At 61.9% G+C, this 21831-nt stretch carries 16 protein-coding genes, 1 tRNA gene and 2 rRNA genes; 13 read left to right on the top strand and 6 right to left on the bottom strand.

The annotated features are described in order from the left end of the window. The first annotated feature begins 2 nt into the window (after nucleotides 1–2). The 7 genes from rrf (H7A77_RS18685) to aceK all read left to right on the top strand — a co-directional run bounded on the left by rrf (H7A77_RS18685) (nucleotide 3) and on the right by aceK (nucleotide 6899). Nucleotides 3–118: ribosomal RNA gene (gene rrf, locus H7A77_RS18685) — 5S ribosomal RNA — on the top strand. A 14-nt stretch (nucleotides 119–132) separates the two neighbouring features. Beyond that, a tRNA-Thr gene (locus H7A77_RS18690) sits at nucleotides 133–208 on the top strand. A 45-nt stretch (nucleotides 209–253) separates the two neighbouring features. Then, a 5S ribosomal RNA gene (gene rrf, locus H7A77_RS18695) occupies nucleotides 254–369 on the top strand. A gap of 454 nt (nucleotides 370–823) precedes the next feature. Further along, on the top strand, nucleotides 824–1753 hold the full coding sequence (gene metA, locus H7A77_RS18700; protein WP_033651194.1) for a homoserine O-succinyltransferase: 930 nt from the start codon (nucleotides 824–826) through the stop codon (nucleotides 1751–1753). Nucleotides 1754–2127: 374 nt separating this feature from the next. Next, nucleotides 2128–3726, top strand: coding sequence for a malate synthase A (gene aceB, locus H7A77_RS18705; protein WP_182074498.1), 1599 nt, complete (start codon nucleotides 2128–2130; stop codon nucleotides 3724–3726). Between the two features lie 41 nt (nucleotides 3727–3767). After that, nucleotides 3768–5075, top strand: coding sequence for an isocitrate lyase (aceA, locus tag H7A77_RS18710; protein ID WP_033639246.1), 1308 nt, complete (start codon nucleotides 3768–3770; stop codon nucleotides 5073–5075). 69 nt (nucleotides 5076–5144) lie between these two features. Next, nucleotides 5145–6899 carry a bifunctional isocitrate dehydrogenase kinase/phosphatase gene (gene aceK / locus H7A77_RS18715; protein ID WP_046687906.1) on the top strand — a complete coding sequence of 585 codons (1755 nt, stop codon included), beginning with the start codon at nucleotides 5145–5147 and terminating at the stop codon, nucleotides 6897–6899. 1 nt (nucleotide 6900) lies between these two features. On the opposite strand, the gene H7A77_RS18720 is transcribed toward aceK, so the two are convergent. The 5 genes from H7A77_RS18720 to iclR form a co-directional block, all read right to left on the bottom strand. Beyond that, the gene (locus tag H7A77_RS18720) at nucleotides 6901–7542 is read right to left on the bottom strand and encodes a bifunctional 4-hydroxy-2-oxoglutarate aldolase/2-dehydro-3-deoxy-phosphogluconate aldolase (RefSeq protein WP_025304481.1); all 642 of its coding nucleotides are present in this window, start codon (nucleotides 7540–7542) and stop codon (nucleotides 6901–6903) included. A 54-nt stretch (nucleotides 7543–7596) separates the two neighbouring features. Next, nucleotides 7597–9411, bottom strand: a complete 1815-nt coding sequence (edd, locus tag H7A77_RS18725) for a phosphogluconate dehydratase (protein ID WP_015379254.1) — start codon at nucleotides 9409–9411, stop codon at nucleotides 7597–7599. Between the two features lie 98 nt (nucleotides 9412–9509). Next, nucleotides 9510–10847 carry a gluconate transporter gene (gene gntU, locus H7A77_RS18730; RefSeq protein ID WP_025304479.1) on the bottom strand — a complete coding sequence of 446 codons (1338 nt, stop codon included), beginning with the start codon at nucleotides 10845–10847 and terminating at the stop codon, nucleotides 9510–9512. Next, nucleotides 10844–11383 (bottom strand): gluconokinase, encoded by a 540-nt coding sequence (gene gntK, locus H7A77_RS18735; protein WP_004936645.1) that lies wholly within the window; start codon nucleotides 11381–11383, stop codon nucleotides 10844–10846. Before gntK ends, gntU begins: the two co-directional genes overlap by 4 nt. 252 nt (nucleotides 11384–11635) lie before the next feature. Further along, nucleotides 11636–12466, bottom strand: a complete 831-nt coding sequence (gene iclR, locus H7A77_RS18740; RefSeq protein WP_004936648.1) for a glyoxylate bypass operon transcriptional repressor IclR — start codon at nucleotides 12464–12466, stop codon at nucleotides 11636–11638. Nucleotides 12467–12662: 196 nt separating this feature from the next. Between iclR and metH the strand changes: the two genes are divergently transcribed. Then, nucleotides 12663–16358 carry a methionine synthase gene (gene metH / locus H7A77_RS18745; RefSeq protein WP_182074499.1) on the top strand — a complete coding sequence of 1232 codons (3696 nt, stop codon included), beginning with the start codon at nucleotides 12663–12665 and terminating at the stop codon, nucleotides 16356–16358. A gap of 38 nt (nucleotides 16359–16396) precedes the next feature. On the opposite strand, the gene H7A77_RS18750 is transcribed toward metH, so the two are convergent. Then, on the bottom strand, nucleotides 16397–17107 hold the full coding sequence (locus tag H7A77_RS18750; RefSeq protein WP_042785476.1) for a UTRA domain-containing protein: 711 nt from the start codon (nucleotides 17105–17107) through the stop codon (nucleotides 16397–16399). 193 nt (nucleotides 17108–17300) lie between these two features. On the opposite strand from H7A77_RS18750, the gene H7A77_RS18755 reads away from it, so the two are divergent. The 5 genes from H7A77_RS18755 to H7A77_RS18775 are packed head-to-tail and all read left to right on the top strand — an operon-like array spanning nucleotide 17301 to nucleotide 21825. Beyond that, nucleotides 17301–18362 (top strand): ABC transporter substrate-binding protein, encoded by a 1062-nt coding sequence (locus H7A77_RS18755; protein WP_033631954.1) that lies wholly within the window; start codon nucleotides 17301–17303, stop codon nucleotides 18360–18362. An 11-nt stretch (nucleotides 18363–18373) separates the two neighbouring features. After that, the gene (locus H7A77_RS18760; RefSeq protein WP_016930299.1) at nucleotides 18374–19183 is read left to right on the top strand and encodes an alkaline phosphatase family protein; all 810 of its coding nucleotides are present in this window, start codon (nucleotides 18374–18376) and stop codon (nucleotides 19181–19183) included. Continuing rightward, nucleotides 19180–20025 carry an ABC transporter permease subunit gene (locus tag H7A77_RS18765; protein WP_033651199.1) on the top strand — a complete coding sequence of 282 codons (846 nt, stop codon included), beginning with the start codon at nucleotides 19180–19182 and terminating at the stop codon, nucleotides 20023–20025. Before H7A77_RS18760 ends, H7A77_RS18765 begins: the two co-directional genes overlap by 4 nt. A gap of 17 nt (nucleotides 20026–20042) precedes the next feature. Beyond that, the gene (locus H7A77_RS18770) at nucleotides 20043–20828 is read left to right on the top strand and encodes an ABC transporter permease (protein WP_033644383.1); all 786 of its coding nucleotides are present in this window, start codon (nucleotides 20043–20045) and stop codon (nucleotides 20826–20828) included. Nucleotides 20829–20832: 4 nt separating this feature from the next. After that, complete coding sequence (locus tag H7A77_RS18775; protein WP_042785475.1) at nucleotides 20833–21825, top strand: ABC transporter ATP-binding protein; 993 nt, start codon at nucleotides 20833–20835, stop codon at nucleotides 21823–21825. Nucleotides 21826–21831: the final 6 nt, after the last annotated feature.

Genomic DNA, 21831 nt, shown 5'->3' on the forward strand with positions numbered 1-21831 from the left:
TGCCTGGCGGCAATAGCGCGGTGGTCCCACCTGACCCCATGCCGAACTCAGAAGTGAAACGCCGTAGCGCCGATGGTAGTGTGGGGTCTCCCCATGCGAGAGTAGGACACTGCCAGGCATCAAATTAAGCGTGCTGATATGGCTCAGTTGGTAGAGCGCACCCTTGGTAAGGGTGAGGTCCCCAGTTCGACTCTGGGTATCAGCACCACTTTATTTAAAGTGGGTTTAGAAGTTCGGCAGAAAAAAGAATTTGCTTGGCGGCAATAGCGCGGTGGTCCCACCTGACCCCATGCCGAACTCAGAAGTGAAACGCCGTAGCGCCGATGGTAGTGTGGGGTCTCCCCATGCGAGAGTAGGACACTGCCAAGCATCAAATAAAACAACAAGCCTCATGCGAAAGCATGGGGCTTTTTGTTTTGTCTGTTATCTGGCGTTCTGCTCGAGCATGGGCATGCGAAAGGCCCGTCGGGAACGGGCCTTAACGCCGCTTGCGGCGGCCCCGCAGGGGAGAGTCTCAGGATGAGACGAATTGTGTAGGACAAATCCGCCGGGAGCGGATTTGAACGTTGCGAAGCAACGGCCCGAAGGGGGGCGGGCAGGACGCCCGCCATAAACTGCCAAGCATCAAATAAGCCAAGAGGCCATCCGAAAGGATGGCCTTTTTGCTTTCAGTACCTCTCATTCTCCCTGCCAAGATCCTGACGCAGCTCGCGCAATGAAACATTTTCACCTTTCCGCTGAACGCTCGACATCGACGGAAAAAAACGCTATCTTCGGGCATCTAGAAGTCTAAACGTATAAATGGATGTGTGAGGGTTAAGCAATGCCGATTCGTGTTCCTGATGAGTTACCTGCGGTCAATTTCTTGCGCGGTGAGAATGTCTTCGTGATGACATCCTCGCGGGCAAAAACACAGGAAATCAGGCCGCTGAAAGTGCTGATCCTCAACCTGATGCCAAAGAAGATCGAAACGGAAAACCAGTTTCTGCGCCTGCTTTCCAACTCGCCGCTGCAGATTGATATTCAGCTGCTGCGCATTGACAGCCGCGAATCGAAGAACACGCCGGCCGAGCATCTGAACAACTTCTACTGCGACTTCGAGGATATCCAGAACGAGAACTTCGATGGCCTGATCGTCACCGGCGCGCCGCTGGGGCTGGTCGATTTCTGCGACGTTGCCTACTGGCCGCAGATCGAGCGTGTGATCGACTGGGCTAAGCACCACGTTACCTCCACGCTGTTCGTGTGCTGGGCGGTACAGGCGGCGTTGAACATCCTGTACGGCATTCCCAAGATGACGCGCGAAGTGAAGCTCTCCGGCGTTTATCCGCACCAAACGCTGCAGCAGCATGCGTTGCTGACGCGCGGCTTCGACGAAAGCTTCCTGGCGCCGCATTCACGCTATGCCGATTTCCCGACCGAGGTGATTCGCCAATATACCGACCTGGACATCCTGGCCGAATCCGAGCAGGCTGGCGCCTACCTGTTCGCCAGCAGGGATAAGCGCCTGGCGTTCGTCACCGGCCATCCGGAATACGATACAATGACGCTGGCGGGAGAGTATTGTCGCGACAACGAAGCTGGCCTCGATCCTGCCGTACCGCTCAACTACTTCCCCGATGACAACCCCGCACTGACACCGAAAGCCACCTGGCGCAGCCATGGCCACCTGCTGTTTTCCAATTGGCTCAACTATTACGTCTACCAGATCACGCCTTACGATCTGCGCCATATGAATCCGACTCTCGACTGATCTTTTCTGCCTGCCGGCGGCTGAATCGAGGCCGCCGCACTGCTCATCCTCTGCACGATCCTCTTTTTACCCGTCAATTATCCAAAGAAACCATTGCCTAACAACGCGTTAGCTCGTCCTTGCAATTCTATTGGAACCGATTTCCTTACCTGTTGACCATGTTATTTTCCATAACTAATTGATAATAAAGTGTTAATAAAATATTTAATAATAAAATGGAAATGGTTTTTGATTTTTATTTTTTGTTGGGTATTCTTAACGCTATCGGGATGAGATCTGACCAGTTTAGGATCGTTTCATCCGCCCTGATCCACAGTGATTTCTGATGAAAATGCGCCGGTCGCTCGGGCGCAACGATGGGAAGGAGCAAGGTCATGACGCAACAGATAGCAGGCACGGAGTTAAGGTTTACGCAGGGTTTCTCCGCTGCGGAGCGCCAGGTGTTAACGGATGAAGCGGTTGAATTTCTGGCGGAACTGGTGGGGAAATTCACGCCGCGTCGCAATGAGCTGCTGGCGGCGCGTGCCCGCTGGCAGCAAAATATCGATCGCGGCGAATTGCCTGGGTTTATTTCGGAAACCAATTCCATTCGTGAAGGCAATTGGCAGATCCGCGGCATTCCGCAAGACCTGCGCGATCGCCGGGTAGAGATCACCGGGCCGGTCGAGCGCAAGATGGTGATCAATGCGTTGAACGCCAACGTAAAAGTGTTTATGGCGGACTTCGAAGACTCGCTGGCGCCAAGCTGGGACAAAGTCATCGACGGTCAAATCAACCTGCACGATGCGGTTAACGGCACCATCTCCTACACCAATGAAGCCGGCAAGATCTACCAGCTGAAACCGAATCCGGCGGTGTTGATCGCTCGCGTGCGCGGCTTGCACCTGCCGGAGAAGCACGTCTTGTGGCGTGATGAAGCCATCCCCGGCGGCCTGTTCGATTTCGCGCTGTACTTCTACCACAACTATCGCCAACTGCTGGCCAAGGGCAGCGGCCCGTATTTCTACCTGCCGAAAACCCAGTCCTGGGAGGAAGCTGCCTGGTGGAGCGATGTCTTCAGCTTTACCGAGGATCGTTTCGATCTGCCGCGCGGCACCATCAAGGCGACCGTGCTGATCGAAACTCTGCCGGCGGTGTTCCAGATGGACGAGATCCTGTATCACCTGCGCGATCACATCGTCGGTCTGAACTGCGGCCGCTGGGATTACATCTTCAGCTACATCAAAACGCTGAAGAACCACGGCGATCGCGTGCTGCCGGACCGTCAGTCGGTGACCATGGAAAAACCTTTCCTCAGCGCCTATTCGCGCCTGTTGATCAAAACCTGTCATAAGCGCGGCGCCTTCGCCATGGGCGGCATGGCGGCGTTTATCCCGAGCAAAGACGCCGAAAAAAACGCCTGGGTGCTGAACAAGGTACGGGCGGACAAAGAGCTGGAAGCCAACAATGGCCACGACGGCACCTGGGTGGCGCACCCGGGCTTGGCGGACACGGTGATGGAGGTGTTCGGCAACGCATTGGGCGATCGTCAAAACCAGCTGGACGTGCTGCGTGAGCAGGATGCGCCGATCAGCGCCGCGCAACTGCTGGAACCGTGCGACGGCGAACGCACCGAAGCGGGGATGCGCGCCAATATCCGCGTGGCGGTGCAGTACATCGAAGCCTGGATCTCCGGCAACGGCTGCGTGCCGATTTACGGTTTGATGGAAGATGCGGCGACGGCGGAGATCTCCCGTACGTCTATCTGGCAGTGGATCCACCACGAGAAGAGCCTGAACGACGGGCGCCCGGTCACCAAGGCGCTGTTCCGCCAGATGTTGCAAGAAGAGATGTTGGTGGTGCGTGAAGAAGTAGGGGAAGCGCGCTTTAACGCCGGCCGGTTCGAAGAGGCGGCGCGCCTGATGGAGCGCATCACCACGCAAGATGAATTAATCGATTTCCTGACGTTGCCCGGCTATGAGCTGCTGGCCTGAACTTTCCCAATCAACCCTACATGACTGAAAGGATAAAAATTATGTCTACCTCTCGCTCTCAACAGATCCAGCAGCTGGAACAGGAATGGAAATCGGCCCGTTGGGAAGGCATCACTCGCCCTTACAGCGCCGAAGACGTGATCAATCTGCGCGGTTCGGTCAACCCGGAATGCACCCTGGCGCAAAACGGCGCCGCCAAACTGTGGGCGTTGCTGAACGGCAAGGCGCGCAAAGGCTACGTGAACTGCCTGGGCGCGCTGACCGGCGGCCAGGCGCTGCAGCAGGCCAAAGCCGGCGTCGAGGCCATCTACTTGTCCGGTTGGCAAGTGGCGGCCGACGCCAACAGCGCAGCGGCCATGTACCCTGACCAATCGCTGTATCCGGTGGACTCGGTGCCGAAGGTGGTCGAGCGCATCAACAACACCTTCCGCCGCGCCGATCAGATCCAATGGGCGAACCAGATTGAGCCGGGCAGCAAAGGGTACACCGATTATTTCCTGCCGATCGTCGCTGATGCGGAAGCCGGCTTCGGCGGCGTATTGAACGCCTTTGAGCTGATGAAAGCGATGATTACCGCCGGGGCCGCCGGGGTGCACTTCGAAGATCAGCTGGCGGCGGTGAAGAAATGCGGCCATATGGGCGGCAAAGTGCTGGTGCCGACGCAAGAAGCGATCCAGAAACTGGTCGCCGCGCGCCTGGCGGCCGATGTGCTTGGCGTGCCGACGCTGGTGATCGCCCGTACCGACGCCGATGCGGCCGACCTGCTGACCTCTGACTGCGATCCGTATGACAGCGCCTTCGTCACCGGCGAGCGTACGGCGGAAGGCTTCTTCCGTACCCATGCCGGCGTCGAGCAGGCGATCAGCCGCGGTCTGGCTTATGCCCCTTACGCCGATATGGTGTGGTGCGAAACCTCAACGCCGGATCTGGATGCCGCCCAGCGCTTCGCCGACGCCATCCACGCCAAATACCCTGGCAAGCTGCTGGCCTACAACTGCTCGCCGTCGTTCAACTGGAAGAAGAACCTCGACGACCAGACCATCGCCCGTTTCCAGCAGGCGCTGTCGGACATGGGCTACAAGTATCAGTTCATCACGCTGGCGGGCATCCACAGCATGTGGTTCAACATGTTCGACCTGGCGCACGCCTATGCGCAGGGCGAAGGGATGAAACACTACGTCGAGAAGGTGCAGCAGGCGGAGTTCGCCGCGGTGGAGCGCGGTTACACCTTCGCGTCGCACCAGCAAGAGGTGGGCACTGGCTACTTCGACAAAGTCACCACCATCATTCAGGGCGGCGCCTCTTCGGTCACCGCGCTGACCGGTTCGACGGAAGAACAGCAGTTCTGATGCGGCAAGCTTGAAGACGTTTCACCCGGAGCCTGCATGCGCAGGCTTCTTTTTCTGGCGGGGGTAAGGATGGCGGCAAAACTGGAGTTGTTGATCGCACAGACGATCCTGCAGGGCTTCGATGCGCAGTACGGCCGCTTTCTGGAAGTGACCGCCGGCGCGCAGCAGCGCTTTGAGCAGGCGGATTGGCCGGCGGTGCAGCAGGCGATGAAAAAGCGCATCCATCTGTACGACCATCACGTCGGTCTGGTGGTGGAGCAGCTTAAATGCATCACCGGGCAGAAATATTTCGACGCCGACTTCCCCAGCCGGGTCAAAGCGGTCTATATCGATCTGCTGCCGGACTACCCGCGTTTTGAGATCGCCGAAAGCTTCTTCAACTCGGTCTATTGCCGGTTGTTCAAGCATCGCGATCTGACGCCGGACAAGCTGTTCGTTTTCAGTTCGCAGCCGGAACGACGTTTTCGCGACATTCCGCGTCCGCTGGCGCGCGATTTTACCCCCAATGGCGATCTGCCGGCGATGCTGCGCAGCGTATTGAGCGATCTGCCGCTGCGGTTGCCGTGGGAGGATCTGACACGCGACATTCGCTACATCAATCAGGCGCTGCAACGCGCCTTCAGCCCACAGCAACTGACGGGGGCGACCTTCCAGATCGCCAACGAGCTGTTCTATCGCAACAAGGCCGCCTGGCTGGTCGGCAAGTTGCGCCTGGCCGACGGCGTTTACCCGTTCCTGTTGCCGATTCACCACAGCGAATCGGGCGCGCTGTTTATCGACGCCTGCCTGACCGGCAAGGCCGAGGCCAGCATCGTCTTCGGTTTCGCCCGCTCTTATTTCATGGTCTACGCACCGCTGCCGGCGGCGATGGTGGAGTGGCTGCGCGAGATCCTGCCGGGCAAGACCACCGCCGAGCTGTACATGGCGATCGGCTGCCAAAAACACGGCAAAACCGAATGCTATCGCGAATACCTGACCTTTATGGCGCACTCACAGGAGCAGTTCATCATCGCGCCGGGCGTGAAAGGCATGGTGATGCTGGTGTTCACCCTGCCGTCCTTCGATCGGGTGTTTAAAGTGATCAAGGATGAGTTCGCCCCGCAGAAAGAGGTGACGCAGGCGCAGGTGATGGCTTGCTATCAGCTGGTGAAAGAGCACGATCGCGTCGGGCGCATGGCGGATACTCAGGAGTACGAAAATTTCGTCGTCGACAAGGCGCGTCTCAGCCCTGAGCTATTGGCGGAGCTGCGGCGTGAAGTGCCGGGCAAGCTGGAAGATCTCGGCGATCGCATCGTGATCAAACATCTGTATATGGAACGGCGCATGACGCCGCTGAACCTGTATCTGGAGCAGGCCAACGACCAGCAAATGCGCGATGCGATTGAAGAGTACGGCAATGCGATCAAGCAGTTGGCCGCCGCCAATATTTTCCCCGGCGATATGCTGTTCAAGAACTTCGGCGTGACGCGCCACGGGCGTGTGGTGTTCTACGACTACGACGAGATTTGCTACATGACCGAGGTCAACTTCCGCGACATTCCGCCGCCGCGTTATCCGGAGGACGAGCTGGCCAGCGAGCCGTGGTACAGCATCGCGCCCAACGATGTGTTCCCGGAAGAGTTCCGCCACTTCCTGTGCGGCGATCGGCGCATTCGGCAGGTGTTTGAAGAGTTGCACAGCGATCTGTTTACCGCGGAGTATTGGCGCGGGTTGCAGCAGCGCATCCGCGAGGGGCATGTGGAAGACGTGTTCGCTTATCGCAAGAAGCAGCGGTTCAGCCAGCGCAGCGGGGCGGCGCTGCCGGCCGCCACCGCTGCGATGTAAATCAGGCCTGGGCGCCCGCGACGGCGGCGCGCGCCAGTTCGGTAATGCGCGCGTAGTCGCCGCTTTCGAGCGCGTCCGCCGGCACCAGCCAGGAGCCGCCGATGCATAGCACGCTTTTCAGCGCCAGATAGCTGCGGTAATTGTCCGGCGAGATGCCGCCGGTCGGGCAGAAACGCACCTGCGGGAATGGGCCGCCGATCGCCTGCAGCGCTTTTACGCCGCCGTTGGCTTCCGCCGGGAAGAATTTAAATTCGCGCAGGCCGTAATCCATGCCCTGCATCAGCTCGGAAACGGTGCTGATGCCCGGTATAAGGGGAATGGAACCGGCGGTGGCGGCTTTGAGCAGCTCGTCGGTCAGCCCCGGGCTGATGGCGAACTGCGCGCCGGCCTCGGTCACTTCCCGCAGCTGCTGCGGATTGATCACCGTACCGGCGCCGATGATCGCTTCCGGCACCTCTTGGGCGATGGCGCGAATGGCGTCCATGGCGCAGGCGGTGCGCAGCGTCACCTCCAGCACCCGCACGCCGCCGGCGACCAGCGCTTTCGCCAGCGGCACCGCATGTTCCAGCTTGTTGATCACGATGACCGGCACCACCGGCCCCGCCGTCAGGATCTGCTCGGCGCTTGTTGTCCACTTGTTCATGCTGACGTTCTCCTCTGTGGCCGCCGCCAGGCGGCGATGCGGCCAGGCTATCGATTAAAATTTGATGCAGCAGGCGCCCTGCTCGGCGCCTGACAGCTGGCTGCGCAGCGCGCCGAACAGCTCGCGGCCGCAGCCGATGTGTTCGGCGCTCAGATCGGGTTGGCAAGGCGTGCGCCGCGCCAACTCGTCAGCGTCGACCAGCACCTGCAGCTCGCCGCTGCGGCCGTTGACGCGGATCGGATCGCCGTCGCGCACTTTCGCCAGCAGGCCGCCGGTATAGGCTTCCGGGGTGACGTGAATGGCGGAAGGCACCTTGCCGGAGGCGCCGGACAGGCGGCCGTCGGTCACCAGCGCCACTTTGAAGCCGCGATCCATCAACACGCCCAGCGGCGGCATCAGCTTATGCAGCTCCGGCATGCCGTTGGCCTGCGGCCCCTGGAAGCGCACCACCACCACGCAATCGCGATCCAGCTTGCCGGCTTCGAACGCCGGCACGATATCGTGCTGGCTGTCGAACACCACCGCCGGCGCTTCGATGATCTGGTTATCGGCGGGCACCGCCGAGGTTTTCATCACCGCGCGGCCCAGATTGCCGGCCATCACTTTGGTGCCGCCATGATGTTCGAACGGCTGGGCCACGCTGGCGATCACGCTGGCGTCGAGCGAGCCGGCCACGCCTTCGCGCCATACCAATTGGCCGTTGTCCAGCCACGGTTCCTGGGTGTAGCGGCGCAGGCCGAAACCGGCCACGGTGTGCACGTCTTCGTGCAGCAGGCCGTGTTGCAGCAGTTCGCGCACCACCAGCGGCACGCCGCCGGCGGCCTGGAATTGGTTGATGTCGGCCGGGCCGTTCGGGTAGATGCGGCACAGCAGCGGCACCGCCTCCGACAGCTCCGAGAAATCGTCCCAGGTGATGATGATGCCCGCCGCCCGCGCCATCGCCACCAGATGCATGGTCAGGTTGGTGGAGCCGCCGGTGGCCAGCAGCGAGACGATGCCGTTCACCACCACTTTCTCGTCCACCAGGCGGCCGATCGGCAGGTAGTTGCCGGCGGTATCGGTCAGTCGAGTCACCTGGCGCGCGGCGGCGTCGTTCAGCGCGTCGCGCAGCGGCGTGTCCGGATGGACGAAGGAGGCGCCCGGCAGATGCAGACCCATCACTTCCATCACCATCTGGTTGGTGTTGGCGGTGCCGTAGAAGGTGCAGGTGCCGATGCCGTGATAAGAGGCCGCCTCGGCCTCCAGCAGCGCCAAACGGTCGGCCTTGCCCTCGGCGTACAGCTGGCGCACGCGCACTTTTTCCTTGTTCGGCAGGCCGCTGCTCATCGGGCCGGCCGGCACGAACAGCGCGGGCAGGTGGCCGAAGGAGAGGGCGGCCATCACCAGCCCCGGCACGATCTTGTCGCAGATGCCGAGGAACAGCGCGCCGTCGAACATATTGTGCGACAGGCCGACGGCGGCCGACATGGCGATCACGTCGCGGCTCATCAGCGACAGCTCCATGCCGTCCTGCCCCTGCGTCACCCCGTCGCACATCGCCGGCACGCCGCCGGCCACCTGGCCCACGGCGCCGACCGCCTTCAGCGCCTGCTTCAGCCGCTGCGGGTAGTGTTCGTACGGCTGGTGGGCCGACAGCATGTCATTGTAAGCGGTGATGATGGCGATATCGCTGCGCACCATGTTTTTCAGCGACGCCTTGTCATCGGGCTGACAGGCGGCGAAGCCGTGGGCCAGGTTGCCGCAGGCGAGCTGCGCGCGGTGGACGGTTTGGGAGCGGGCCGCCTCGATACGCGCCAGATAGGCGGCGCGGCTGGCCTGGGAACGGTCGATGATGCGCTGTGTGACACGGGACAAGGTTGGATTAATCATGCCTTCCTCACATTGCTGTTGTTATAGTCGCCGCCTGTGGCGGTGCCCCCGGGGGTGATTTGCAGCCCTGGTGTGCAAGGCCGGGGGCGATTTAGGATTTAAAACATCGTGAACGCAATCATGCCGATGGCGCCGCCGACGCTGCCCAGAATGGTTTCCATCACCGTCCAGGTTTTCAGCGTTTGCAGTTCGTTGGCGCCGGTGAATTTGCCGAACAGCCAGAAGCCGGCGTCGTTGACGTGGCTCAGCACGATGGAGCCGCCGGCGATGCAGATGGCCAGCGCGGCCAGTTGCCCGCCGTTCAGACCGAGCTGACTGGTGACCGGCAGCACCAGACCGACGGTGGTCAGGCAGGCGACGGTGGCCGAGCCCTGAATCACCCGCACCATGGCGGACAGCGCGAAGGCGGCCACGGCGATCGGCAGGCCGGCGCCGATCATGGCGTCACCCAGCGCCGGCCCTACGCCGGAATCCACCAGGATCTGCTTGAACACCCCGCCGGCGCCGGTCATCAGCAGGATGATCCCGGCCGGCTGCACCGCGGCGGAGCAGATGGCCAGCGTTTGTTCGTTGCTCATGCCGCGCGGTTTCGCCAGACCGTAAATCACGATCAGGCAGGCCAGCAGGATGGCGGTGAACGGGTGGCCGATAAACTCCAGCCACTGCTGCAGCTGCGAGCCGGGGGTGACCAGCCGCGCGCCGATGGTTTTCATGCCGACCAACACCAGCGGGCACAGCACCAGCGCCAGGCTGAAGCCGAACGACGGCAGATTGCCCTTGGTCAGCGTCGGCTCATTCTCTTCCGGCGGCATCGGCCAGTTGACGAAACGGCTGATAAAGCTGCCGTACAGCGGGCCGGCGATCAGCATGCCGATCACCGCCGCCACCAGGCCGATGGCGATCATCCAGCCGAAATCGGCCTTCATCTGCGACGCCAGCAGCATTGGCACCGGCCCCGGCAGCAGGAAGGAGGCGGCGGCGGCCACGCCGGCGAACAGCGGGATGGCCAGTTTGACGATATTGCCGTCGGTGCGGCGCGCCACGGCGAACACGATGCCGATCAGCAGCACCACCGCCACGTCGAAGAACAGCGGCAGCGCGCAGATCAGCCCGGCGATGCCGAGCGCGTAGTGCGCCTTGCTTTGTCCGAATCGTTTCAGCAATTGCGCCGCAATTTGGTCGAGCGCGCCGACCTCATGCAGGATCTTGCCGAACATCGCCCCGAGCGCCACCACGATCGCCAGGAAGCCCAGCGTGTCGCCCATGCCTTTTTGCATAGTGTCGGCGATGTGTTCCAGCGGCATGCCGGAGAAAATGCCGGCGGCGATGGACACCAGCATCAGCGCGACGAAGGCGTGCATGCGCGCCTTCATCACCAGGAATAACAGCAGTAAAACCGAGCCGACTGCGGTACCGACCAGCGTTACGGTACTCACGCGCACACGTCCTGCGGCAGGAAGCTCTGGATATGGCGCACGGTATCGGCGATCACCGCGTCCAGCGGCTGATTGATGTCGATCGCCATCACGTCGTTCTCGTCGGCGCCCGGTTGCTCCAGCGCGGCGAACTGGGTGACCAGCATCTGCGGCTTGAAGAAGTGGCCGTTGCGCGCCGCCAGACGGGATTCGATCACCGGGAACTCACCGTGCAGATAGATGAATGACAGGTTGCCGTTGCCGGCGCGCAGGCGGTCGCGATACTGCTTTTTCAACGCCGAACAGACGATGATCGACACGTTGTTGGTGCGCTGCATGGCGAAGGCGGCGTCATTGAGCGCGGCCAGCCACGGGGCGCGATCGTCATCGTTCAACGCTTCCCCGGCGGCCATCTTCAGGATATTGCTGCGCGGGTGCAGGAAGTCGCCGTCGAGGAAGCCGGCGGAGAGTTGGCGGGCCGCGGCGGCGGCGACGGCGGACTTGCCGCTGCCGGAAACGCCCATAACGACGTAAATGCGATTTTGATTGTTGGTCATGGCTTGGCTCCAAAACACCGGGTGACGTTACCTTCATTCAGCTTGATTGTTACCGGTAACATGTTATCGGTAACATTGTCGAAGGAAGTTTGAGCGGTTGCAATGGGCTTTCGCCGTGAGGATCGTTAACTGTGATCGGCTTCAAGCTTTTTTCCTGTGCGCTAAACAGGATGCCGACAGCCTGTTACATGCTGACAACAGAGCATGGCAGGGGAGCAGGGGCGCACTGGGGCGCCCCTCGGATGAGCGGGATTAGCGCACGCCGCCGTAGGCCAGGCTGATCTCTTTCGCCGCGTGGATCACCAGCGCGCCCAGCTCGATCACGCGATCGTCGGTGATGCGCGACACCGGGCCGGAGATGGAAATGGCGGCGAAGGCTTCGCGGTGCTCGTCGAAGATGCAGGCCGCCACGCAGCGCAGGCCGAGCGCGTGCTCTTCGTCGTCAAAGGAGAAGCCCTGTTTGCGGATCTGCGCCAGCCCCTCTTTCAGGTTGTGCGGCGTCAGGGTATGCGGCGTGTAGGTGTGCATGCCTTTCTTGTGCAGCAGTTTGGTCACCTGATCGTCCGGCAGGGTGGCGAGGAACGCTTTGCCGGCGCCGGAGGCGTGCATCGGCAATTTGCCGCCAATCGGCGCCGACATGCGCATCAGCGCCGTGCACTGCACCTGATCGATGATGATCGCCTGGTACTCGCTGGTATCCAGCACCGCCAGGTTGACGGTTTCGCCGGACTCCTCCATCAGGCGGCGCAGCGTCGGATGCACCATCGCCAGCAGGTTGCGGCTTTGCAGGAAGCTGCTGCCGACCACAAAGGCGTGCGAGCCGATGGTCCACAGGCCGAGATCGCCGACCTGGCGCACGAATCCCTGCTGCTGCATGGTGGTGAGCAGGCGGTGAGTGGTGGAGTTCGGCAGGCCGGCCTGCTGGGCCAGATCGGTCAGCGCCACGTTGCCCTGGGCTTCCGAAATGTATTCCAACAGTTTCAGGCCACGGGTCAACGATTGTACCTGACCGGTCGCCGCACTGGCGGCGGGGGCTGCTGCGCGGGGCTTCTTGCCGCGCTTGGCGGGAGCAGGAGTGGCCATGGATGAGATTCCTTTTTCCGTATGATGGAATTCATTTTCGTTTTTTGTCGATGAATTGCAAGCCGCCGTCAGCTCATCGGAGGTGTTGGCGCACAACCTGAAAAACTCTCAATTGTCGCCTGGCCCTTTGTCCTTACAAGCTGTGCTAGGATGACTCGTTGGTTTTTGCGGCAGTTGAGCAATGGGCTGGATGGCAATGGAAGGGGTTACAGTGACGAATCGAGTAGAACAACTGCGCCGCCAGTTAGCGCAGCGCATTTTGGTGTTGGACGGCGGCATGGGCACCATGATCCAGAGCTACCGTCTGGATGAGCGCGATTTCCGCGGTGAGCGTTTCGCCGACTGGCGCAGCGATCTGAAAGGCAATAACGATCTGCTGGTGCTGACCAAGCCGGAAGTGATCACCGCCATTCATTACGCCTATCTCGAGGCGGGCGCCGATATCCTTGAGACCAATACCTTCAACTCCACCTCCATCGCCATGGCCGACTACCATATGGAGTCGCTGTCCGCCGAGATTAACTATCAGGCCGCCTGCCTGGCGCGCGCCTGCGCCGACGAATGGACGGCGCGCACGCCGGAAAAACCGCGCTACGTCGCCGGGGTGTTGGGACCGACCAACCGCACCGCGTCCATCTCGCCGAACGTCAACGATCCGGCGTTCCGCAACATCTCGTTCGATGAACTGGTGGCGGCTTACCGCGAATCGACCCGCGCGCTGGTGGAAGGCGGCGTCGATCTGATCATGATCGAAACCATCTTCGACACCCTGAACGCCAAGGCCGCCGCTTTTGCGGTGGAAACCGAATTCGAAGCGCTGGGGGTGGAACTGCCGATCATGATTTCCGGCACCATCACCGACGCCTCCGGCCGCACCTTATCCGGCCAGACCACCGAAGCGTTTTACAATTCGCTGCGCCACGTCAAGCCGCTGACCTTCGGCCTGAACTGCGCCCTGGGGCCGGATGAGCTGCGTCAGTACGTCGCCGAGCTGGCGCGCATCTCGGAGACCTACGTCACCGCACACCCGAACGCCGGTTTGCCGAACGCCTTCGGCGAGTACGATCTGGATGCGGCCGAGATGGCGCGCCAGGTCGGGGAGTGGGCGCAGGCCGGCTTCCTCAATATTATCGGCGGCTGCTGCGGCACCACGCCGGAACATATCGCCGCGATGGCCAAGGCGGTCGAGGGCGTGCCGCCGCGCCGGCTGCCGGATATCCCGGTCGCCTGCCGCCTGGCCGGTCTGGAACCGCTGACCATCGACGCCAACACCCTGTTCGTCAACGTCGGCGAGCGCACCAACGTCACCGGTTCGGCGCGTTTCAAACGCTTGATCAAAGAAGAGAAATACAATGAGGCGCTCGACGTGGCGCGTCAGCAGGTCGAGAGCGGCGCGCAGATCATCGACATCAACATGGATGAGGGGATGCTCGACGCCGAAGCGGCGATGGTGCGCTTCCTCAACCTGATCGCCGGCGAGCCGGATATCGCCCGGGTGCCGATCATGATCGACTCCTCCAAGTGGTCCGTTATCGAGAAAGGCCTGAAGTGCATTCAGGGCAAGGGTATCGTCAACTCGATCTCGATGAAGGAGGGCGAAGAGGCCTTTATCCACCACGCCAGGCTGGTGCGCCGCTATGGCGCCGCGGTGGTGGTGATGGCGTTCGACGAAGTGGGCCAGGCGGACACCCGCGAGCGCAAGTTTGAGATCTGTCGCCGCGCCTATAAAATTTTGACCGAACGCGTCGGTTTCCCGCCGGAAGACATCATTTTCGACCCGAACATCTTCGCCGTCGCCACCGGCATCGACGAGCACAACAACTACGCCGTCGACTTTATCGAAGCCTGCGCCGACATCAAAACCCACCTGCCGCACGCGATGATCTCCGGCGGGGTGTCCAACGTGTCGTTCTCGTTCCGCGGCAACGATCCGGTGCGTGAAGCGATCCACGCGGTATTCCTGTATCACGCCATTCGCAACGGCATGGACATGGGCATCGTCAACGCCGGGCAGCTGGCGATTTACGACGATCTGCCTGGCGAGCTGCGCGAGGCGGTAGAAGACGTGATCCTCAACCGTCGCGAGGACGGCACCGAACGCCTGCTGGAACTGGCGGAAAAGTACCGCGGCAGCAAAGACGGCGAAGCGGCGGTGCAGCAGGCGGAATGGCGCGGCTGGCCGGTGGAGAAGCGGCTGGAATACTCGCTGGTGAAGGGCATCACCGAGTTTATCGAACTGGACACCGAAGAAGCGCGGCAGCAGGCCGAACGCCCGATCGAAGTGATCGAAGGGCCGCTGATGGCCGGGATGAACGTGGTCGGCGATCTGTTCGGCGAGGGCAAGATGTTCCTGCCGCAGGTGGTGAAATCCGCCCGCGTGATGAAGCAGGCGGTGGCCTACCTGGAACCGTACATCGAGGCCAGCAAGCAGCAGGGCACCTCCGCGGGGAAAATCCTGTTGGCGACGGTGAAAGGCGACGTGCACGACATCGGCAAGAACATCGTCGGCGTGGTGCTGCAGTGCAACAACTATGAAATCGTCGATCTTGGCGTGATGGTGCCGACGGAGAAAATCCTGCGCACCGCGCGCGAGGAGAATGTCGACATCATCGGCCTGTCGGGGCTGATCACGCCGTCGCTCGACGAGATGGTCAACGTGGCCAAAGAGATGGAGCGCCAGGGCTTTACGCTGCCGCTGCTGATCGGCGGCGCCACCACCTCCAAGGCGCACACCGCGGTGAAAATCGAGCAGAACTACAGCGGCCCGACCACCTACGTGCAAAACGCCTCGCGCACCGTGGGCGTGGTGTCGGCGCTGCTGTCCGCCACCCAGCGCGACGAGTTTGTGGCGCGCACCCGCAAAGAGTATGAAACGGTGCGCATTCAACACGCGCGCAAAAAGCCGCGCACGCCGCCGGTCGATTTGCACAAGGCGCGCGCCAACGCGATGGCGCTGGACTGGGCCGACTATCAGCCGCCGGCGCCGCGGCAGCTTGGCGTGTTTCCGGTGTCGGCCGGCATCGAGACGCTGCGCCACTATATCGACTGGACGCCGTTCTTCATGACCTGGTCGCTGGCGGGCAAATACCCGCGCATCCTCGAGGATGAGGTGGTGGGGGAAGAGGCCAAGCGCCTGTTCCATGACGCCAATCAGATGCTGGATCGGTTGGCCGCCGAGCGTAGCCTCAACCCGCGCGGCGTTTACGGCCTGTTCCCGGCCAACCGCGTCGGCGACGACGTGGAGGTATACCGCGACGAACGGCGTGACGAGGTGCTGGCGGTGAGCCGCCACCTGCGGCAACAGACGGAAAAAACCGACTTCCCGAACTACTGCCTGGCGGACTTTGTGGCGCCGAAAAGCAGCGGCAAAGCCGACTACTTCGGCGCCTTCGCGGTGACCGGCGGGCTGGAGGAAGACGCGCTGGCGGCGGCGTACGACGCGCAGCACGACGATTACAACAAAATCATGGTCAAGGCGCTGGCGGATCGTTTGGCGGAGGCTTTTGCCGAATACCTGCACGAACAGGTGCGCAAGCTGCACTGGGGCTATGCCGCCGACGAGAGCCTGAGCAACGAGGAGCTGATCCGGGAAAACTATCAGGGCATCCGGCCGGCGCCGGGCTACCCGGCCTGCCCGGAGCACACCGAAAAAGCGACCATCTGGCAGCTGTTGGACGTCAACCGCCACACCGGTATGGAACTGACGGAGTCCTTCGCCATGTGGCCGGGGGCGGCGGTGTCCGGCTGGTACTTCAGCCACCCCGAGAGCAAGTACTTCGCGGTGGCGCAGATCCAGCGCGATCAGGTGGAAGACTACGCGGCGCGTAAAGGGATGAGCGTGAGCGAGGTCGAGCGCTGGCTGGCGCCAAACCTCGGCTACGACGCCGACTGACTTTCCTCTTTAAGGGCGCAGCGATGCGCCCTTGTCATTTACAGCGCTTCCACATCGATGTGCAGCGCGTCGTACCGCCAATACTCCAGGTCACAATCGATCACCCTGTCGTGCTGATCGCGATTCACCCGCGTAATGAACAGCGCCGGGCTGCCGTAGGTCACCTTCAGCATGGCGGCGGCCTGCTGCGGCAGCAGGGTGGGCAGCATGTCGAAACGCACCCGGCCGTAGTGAATGCCGTAGCGCGCGGCGTACAGCGCGGTCAGCGACTGGGTCAGATCTTCGTCCAGAATGCCGGGGAAATAGGCCGGATTGAGGTAGTGCTCGCAGTACAGCACCGCGCGTCCGTCGATGTAGCGCAGCCGGCGAATGCGATAGGCCTGCGCGCCGGGAGGCAGCGCCAGGCGGCCGGCCAGCGGCGCGTCGAGCGTGACGACCGCGCTGTCGATCGCTTCGGTATGCGCGGCGCGCCCCTGCTGCTGCGCCATGGCGTGAAAATGGCTGCGCTGCAGCGGGTTGTAGATCAAACGTGGCGGCGAGATGAACCAGCCGCGCCGCACCTGGCGGTAGATGACGCCCTGCGCCTCCAACTGGCCGAGCGCCTCCTGCAAGGTAATGCGGGTGGTGGCGAATTGCTCGCTCAGGGCGCGTTCGGAGGGCAGCTTGCCGTCCACGGCGAACTCGCCGGCGGTGATGCGGGCGCTCAGCGTTTGGCAGATGGTGGCGACGGTCGTCGGTGCTTCACTCATACAGCGGGTGTCCCGTTTCAGTGCGTTTGGCCTTCCTTAAGGTAGACCAGCGTCGCGTTTTCGCCGTTGCAATGGGTGATAAAACTGTCGCTTTTTTAAGCTGACATATAATTATCACATTCGTCCGTTAGATTGGTTTGGTCCTTGCTGGACTAGTCCAGCCATCCCCACACTACCACCTGGAGCATCAGTTATGAAACGTTTGTGCGCTTCTGTGTTAACCAGTGCCATCGTGTTATCCAGCCAGATGAGCTGGGCCGCGGATACCGATCTGGCGGCGCTGGAGCAGGCCGCGAAGAAAGAAGGCGAAGTCAACAGCGTCGGCATGCCGGACAGCTGGGCCAACTGGAAAGGCACCTGGCAAGATCTGTTGAGCAAGTACGGCCTGAAGCATGTCGATACCGACATGAGCTCCGCGCAGGAGATCGCCAAATTCGATGCGGAAAAGAACAACGCCACGGCGGACATCGGTGACGTCGGCGCGGCCTTCGGCCCGGTGGCGGTGCAGAAGGGCGTAACGCAGCCGTACAAACCGTCTACCTGGGATCAGGTGCCGGAGTGGGCGAAAGACAAAGACGGGCACTGGGCGCTGGCTTACACCGGCACCATCGCCTTCATCATCAACAAGCAGCAGGTGAAAGACATCCCGCACAGCTGGGCCGATCTGCTCAAGGGCAGCTATCAGGTCACCATCGGCGACGTCGGCACCGCGTCGCAGGCGGCCAGCGGCGTGCTGGCGGCGACCTACGCCATGGGCGGCAACGAGAAAAACCTCAAGCCGGGCCTGGAATTCTTCGGCAAGCTGGCCAAGGCCGGCCGCCTGAGCCTGAGTAACCCGGTGATCGCATCGTTGGAGAAAGGGGAAGTGCAGGTTGGCGTGGTGTGGGACTTCAACGGCCTGAACTATCGCGATCAGATCGACAAAACCCGTTTTGAAGTGCTGATCCCGTCGGACGGCTCGATCACCTCCGGCTACACCACCATCATCAACAAATACGCCAAGCACCCGAACGCCGCCAAGCTGGCGCGCGAATACATCTTCTCCGACGCCGGCCAGATCAACCTGGCGCGCGGCTATGCCCGCCCGATCCGCGCCGAACATCTGACGCTGCCGGACGACGTCAAGGCCAAGCTGCTGCCGGCCGAGCAGTACAAGAACGCGCACCCGATCGCCGATCCGGCGGCCTGGGAACAGAGCGCCAAAGCGCTGCCGCGTTTGTGGCAGGAAAACGTCATTATGTTTATGCAGCAGTGAGTTAACGCACCATGAAAACGATCCTCGTGCTGCTGGACGGCCTCAACTACCGGGTGGCGCATGACGCCATGGGGTATCTGCAGGCCGAATGCGCGGCGGGACGCGGGCGGTTGTACCTGCTGGAGAGCGAGTTGCCCTCGCTCTCCCGGCCGCTGTATGAATGCATCCTCACCGGCGTCACGCCGGTGGAGAGCGGTGTGGTGCACAACCACGTCTCGCGCCTTTCTCATCAACAAAGCGTGTTTCATTACGCGCGCGCCGCCGGGCTGACCACCGCCGCCGCCGCGTATCATTGGTTCAGCGAATTGTATAACCGCACGCCGTTCGACGCCGCGCGCGACCGCCACACCGACGCTCCCGAGCTGCCGATTCAGCACGGCCATTTCTATTACGACGACGGCTATCCCGACAGCCATCTGTTCGACGACGCCGAAAGCCTGCGCCAGCGTCATCAGCCGGATTTCCTGCTGATCCACCCGATGAACATCGACGACGCCGGGCACCGCTTCGGCCTCTCTTCGCCGCAGTACCGCAACGCGGCGCGCCGCGCCGACGGCTCGCTGTCGCGCTACCTGCCCGAGTGGCTGGCGGCCGGTTATCAGGTGCTGGTTACCGCCGACCACGGCATGAACGACGATCGCAGCCACGGCGGGGTGTTGCCGGAAGAGCGCCAGGTGCCGCTGTTCGTGTTCGGCGCGGGCTTCAGCCTGGACGACGCCGATCCGCAGCAAACCGAGCTGTGCGGCACGATCTGCGATCTGTTGCAGGCGCCGCACGACAAGCCGCGCTGTCGGGCGCTGCTGGCGCAGGATGCGCGATGAACAGCAAAACCAAATGGATCGCCGCGCTGTGCCTGCTGCCGTTTATCGTGCTGTTCGGCGCGTTTCAGATCGCCCCGCTGGTGTGGATCGCGGTTCACAGCTTTTTCAGCGAGAGCAGCGGCTGGGGATGGGGCAACTATGTCGATATCCTCACGTCGCCGTTCTACCTGCAGGCCTTTCAGTTCTCGCTGGAAATCTCGCTGTGGTCGAGCGTCTACGGCTTGCTGATTGCATTAGTGGGCAGTTACTCACTTCGCCAGCTCGGCCAGACCCGCTTTCATGACTTCGTGATGTCGTTCACCAACATGACCAGCAACTTCGCCGGGGTGCCGCTGGCGTTCGCCTTCGTCATTCTGTTGGGGTTGAACGGCTGCCTGACGCTGCTGCTGCGCAAATACGGTTTGATGGAGAGCTTCAACCTCTATTCCAAGAGCGGCCTGATCGTGCTGTATACCTACTTCCAGATCCCGTTGGGCGTGCTGTTGCTGTATCCGGCGTTCGATGCGCTGCGCGCCGATTGGCGCGAGTCGGCGGCGCTGCTCGGCGCCGGCCCCTGGCGCTACTGGCGGCATATCGGCCTGCCGGTGTTGGCGCCGGCGCTGATGGGCACCTTCGTCATCCTGCTGGCCAACGCGCTGGGCGCCTACGCCACGGTGTACGCGCTGACCACCGGCAACTTCAACGTGATCCCGATCCGCATCTCAGCGCTGGTGGCGGGGGACATCTCCCTCGATCCGAACCTGGCCAGCGCGCTGGCGATGCTGCTGGTGGCGATGATGGCGTTTATCACGGTGATCCACCAATGGATGCTGCGCAGGAGTTACCTCAATGCGCGCTCATAATCGGATGGAGAATGCTCATGTCGCGTGTTGAACGCCTGTACCACCGCACGGTGACCGGCCTGCTGCTGTTGATTCTGCTGCTGCCGCTGGCGGCGACGCTGGTTTACGCGCTGGCTACCCAGTGGGGCGCCACCATTTTGCCGGACGGTTTTACCCTGAAATGGCTGACGGCGCTGTGGAGCGATTCGCGCTTTTTGCTGGCGCTGTGGCACTCGCTGCTGATCTGCTTTGGCACGTTGCTGCTGTCGGTGGTGGTGATCCTGCCGGCGATGTTTGTGATCGCTTACTACTTCCCCAAGCTGGACGCGGTGATGAACGTGCTGATCCTGCTGCCGTTTGCCGTGCCGCCGGTGGTGTCGGCGGTGGGGCTGATGCAGCTGTTCGCCGCCGATCCGCTGCCGCTGCTCGGCACCCCCTGGATTTTGGTGGGCTGCTATTTCACCATCGCGCTGCCGTTTATCTACCGCGCCATCAGCAACAACATGCAGGCGATCAACCTGCGCGATCTGATGGACGCCGCGCACCTGCTCGGCGCCAGCACCTGGCAGGCGGCGCTGTGGGTGGTGCTGCCGAACCTGCGCAAGGGCGGAACGATCGCCGTGCTGCTGTCGTTTTCGTTCCTGATCGGCGAGTTCGTGTTCGCCAATCTGCTGGTAGGCAGCCAGTATGAAACGCTGCAGGTCTATCTGTTCAATATGCGCAACGGCAGCGGGCACTTCACCAGCGCGCTGGTCATCTCCTATTTCGCCGTGGTGCTGCTCGTCACCTGGCTGGCGAACCTGCTGAATAAAAACAAGGGCTAACCCGATGGCTTATCTCAACGTCACCCGCCTGAACAAACACTATGGCCAGACCCAGGTGTTTCAGGATATCGATTTCACCGCCGAAGAGGGGGAGTTCGTCACCCTGCTGGGGCCTAGCGGCTGCGGCAAATCGACGCTGCTGCGCTGTCTGGCCGGCCTGACCCCGGTCGACAGCGGGCAAATTTTGCTGCAGGGCCAGGATCTGGTGCCGCTGGCGCCGCAAAAGCGCGGCATCGGCATGGTGTTTCAAAGTTATGCGCTGTTTCCCAATATGACGGTGGAAGGCAACGTGGCCTTCGGCCTGAAAATGCAGAAGCTGGCGGCCGGGCAGATCGGCCTGCGGGTGCAGGAGGCGCTGGCGCTGGTGGAGCTGACCGATTTGGCGAAGCGCTATCCGCATCAGCTGTCGGGCGGCCAGTGTCAGCGCGTAGCGTTGGCGCGATCGCTGGTCACTCGCCCGCGTCTGCTGCTGCTCGACGAACCGCTGTCGGCGCTGGATGCGCGTATTCGCAAACACCTGCGCGAGCAGATCCGGCGCATTCAGCGCGAGCTGAACCTGACGGCGATCTTCGTCACCCACGATCAGGAAGAGGCGTTGACCCTGTCGGATCGCATCGTGCTGATGAACAAGGGGCAGATCGTGCAGAGCGGCGATGCGGAAACCCTGTATACCCAGCCGGCGGATGCCTTCGCCGCCGGGTTTATCGGCAACTACAACCTGCTGAGCGCCGAACAGGCCGGCCGCTTGACCGGGCGCAGCTATGTCGGCAAGGTGGCGATCCGCCCCGAGTCGATCGGCCTGTTGCCGGCCGGACAGGGGATCGGCGGGGTGATCCTGGGTCACAGTTTGCTCGGGAATGTGGTACGGTATCGGATTCAGGTTTGCGAGGTAGAATTGCTGGTTGACGTGCTCAACCGTTCGGTGGCCGACCTGCGGCCCGACGGCGCGGAAATTGGGCTACACTTGGAACCTGTTGTATTGCGGGAAGTTGCATGACTTCGC

Source organism: Serratia sp. ME47 (assembly GCF_903970925.1).
GTDB classification, from domain to species: Bacteria; Pseudomonadota; Gammaproteobacteria; order Enterobacterales; family Enterobacteriaceae; genus Serratia; species Serratia ureilytica.

Excerpts from the sequence above, each read along its gene's own strand:
- metA (WP_033651194.1), top strand. The coding sequence starts at position 824 with ATGCCGATTCGTGTTCCTGATGAGTTACCTGCGGTCAATTTCTTGCGC.
- aceB (WP_182074498.1), top strand. The coding sequence starts at position 2,128 with ATGACGCAACAGATAGCAGGCACGGAGTTAAGGTTTACGCAGGGTTTC.
- aceA (WP_033639246.1), top strand. The coding sequence starts at position 3,768 with ATGTCTACCTCTCGCTCTCAACAGATCCAGCAGCTGGAACAGGAATGG.
- aceK (WP_046687906.1), top strand. The coding sequence starts at position 5,145 with ATGGCGGCAAAACTGGAGTTGTTGATCGCACAGACGATCCTGCAGGGC.
- H7A77_RS18720 (WP_025304481.1), bottom strand. The coding sequence starts at position 7,542 with ATGAACAAGTGGACAACAAGCGCCGAGCAGATCCTGACGGCGGGGCCG.
- edd (WP_015379254.1), bottom strand. The coding sequence starts at position 9,411 with ATGATTAATCCAACCTTGTCCCGTGTCACACAGCGCATCATCGACCGT.
- gntK (WP_004936645.1), bottom strand. The coding sequence starts at position 11,383 with ATGACCAACAATCAAAATCGCATTTACGTCGTTATGGGCGTTTCCGGC.
- iclR (WP_004936648.1), bottom strand. The coding sequence starts at position 12,466 with ATGGCCACTCCTGCTCCCGCCAAGCGCGGCAAGAAGCCCCGCGCAGCA.
- metH (WP_182074499.1), top strand. The coding sequence starts at position 12,663 with ATGGAAGGGGTTACAGTGACGAATCGAGTAGAACAACTGCGCCGCCAG.
- H7A77_RS18750 (WP_042785476.1), bottom strand. The coding sequence starts at position 17,107 with ATGAGTGAAGCACCGACGACCGTCGCCACCATCTGCCAAACGCTGAGC.
- H7A77_RS18755 (WP_033631954.1), top strand. The coding sequence starts at position 17,301 with ATGAAACGTTTGTGCGCTTCTGTGTTAACCAGTGCCATCGTGTTATCC.
- H7A77_RS18760 (WP_016930299.1), top strand. The coding sequence starts at position 18,374 with ATGAAAACGATCCTCGTGCTGCTGGACGGCCTCAACTACCGGGTGGCG.
- H7A77_RS18765 (WP_033651199.1), top strand. The coding sequence starts at position 19,180 with ATGAACAGCAAAACCAAATGGATCGCCGCGCTGTGCCTGCTGCCGTTT.
- H7A77_RS18770 (WP_033644383.1), top strand. The coding sequence starts at position 20,043 with ATGTCGCGTGTTGAACGCCTGTACCACCGCACGGTGACCGGCCTGCTG.
- H7A77_RS18775 (WP_042785475.1), top strand. The coding sequence starts at position 20,833 with ATGGCTTATCTCAACGTCACCCGCCTGAACAAACACTATGGCCAGACC.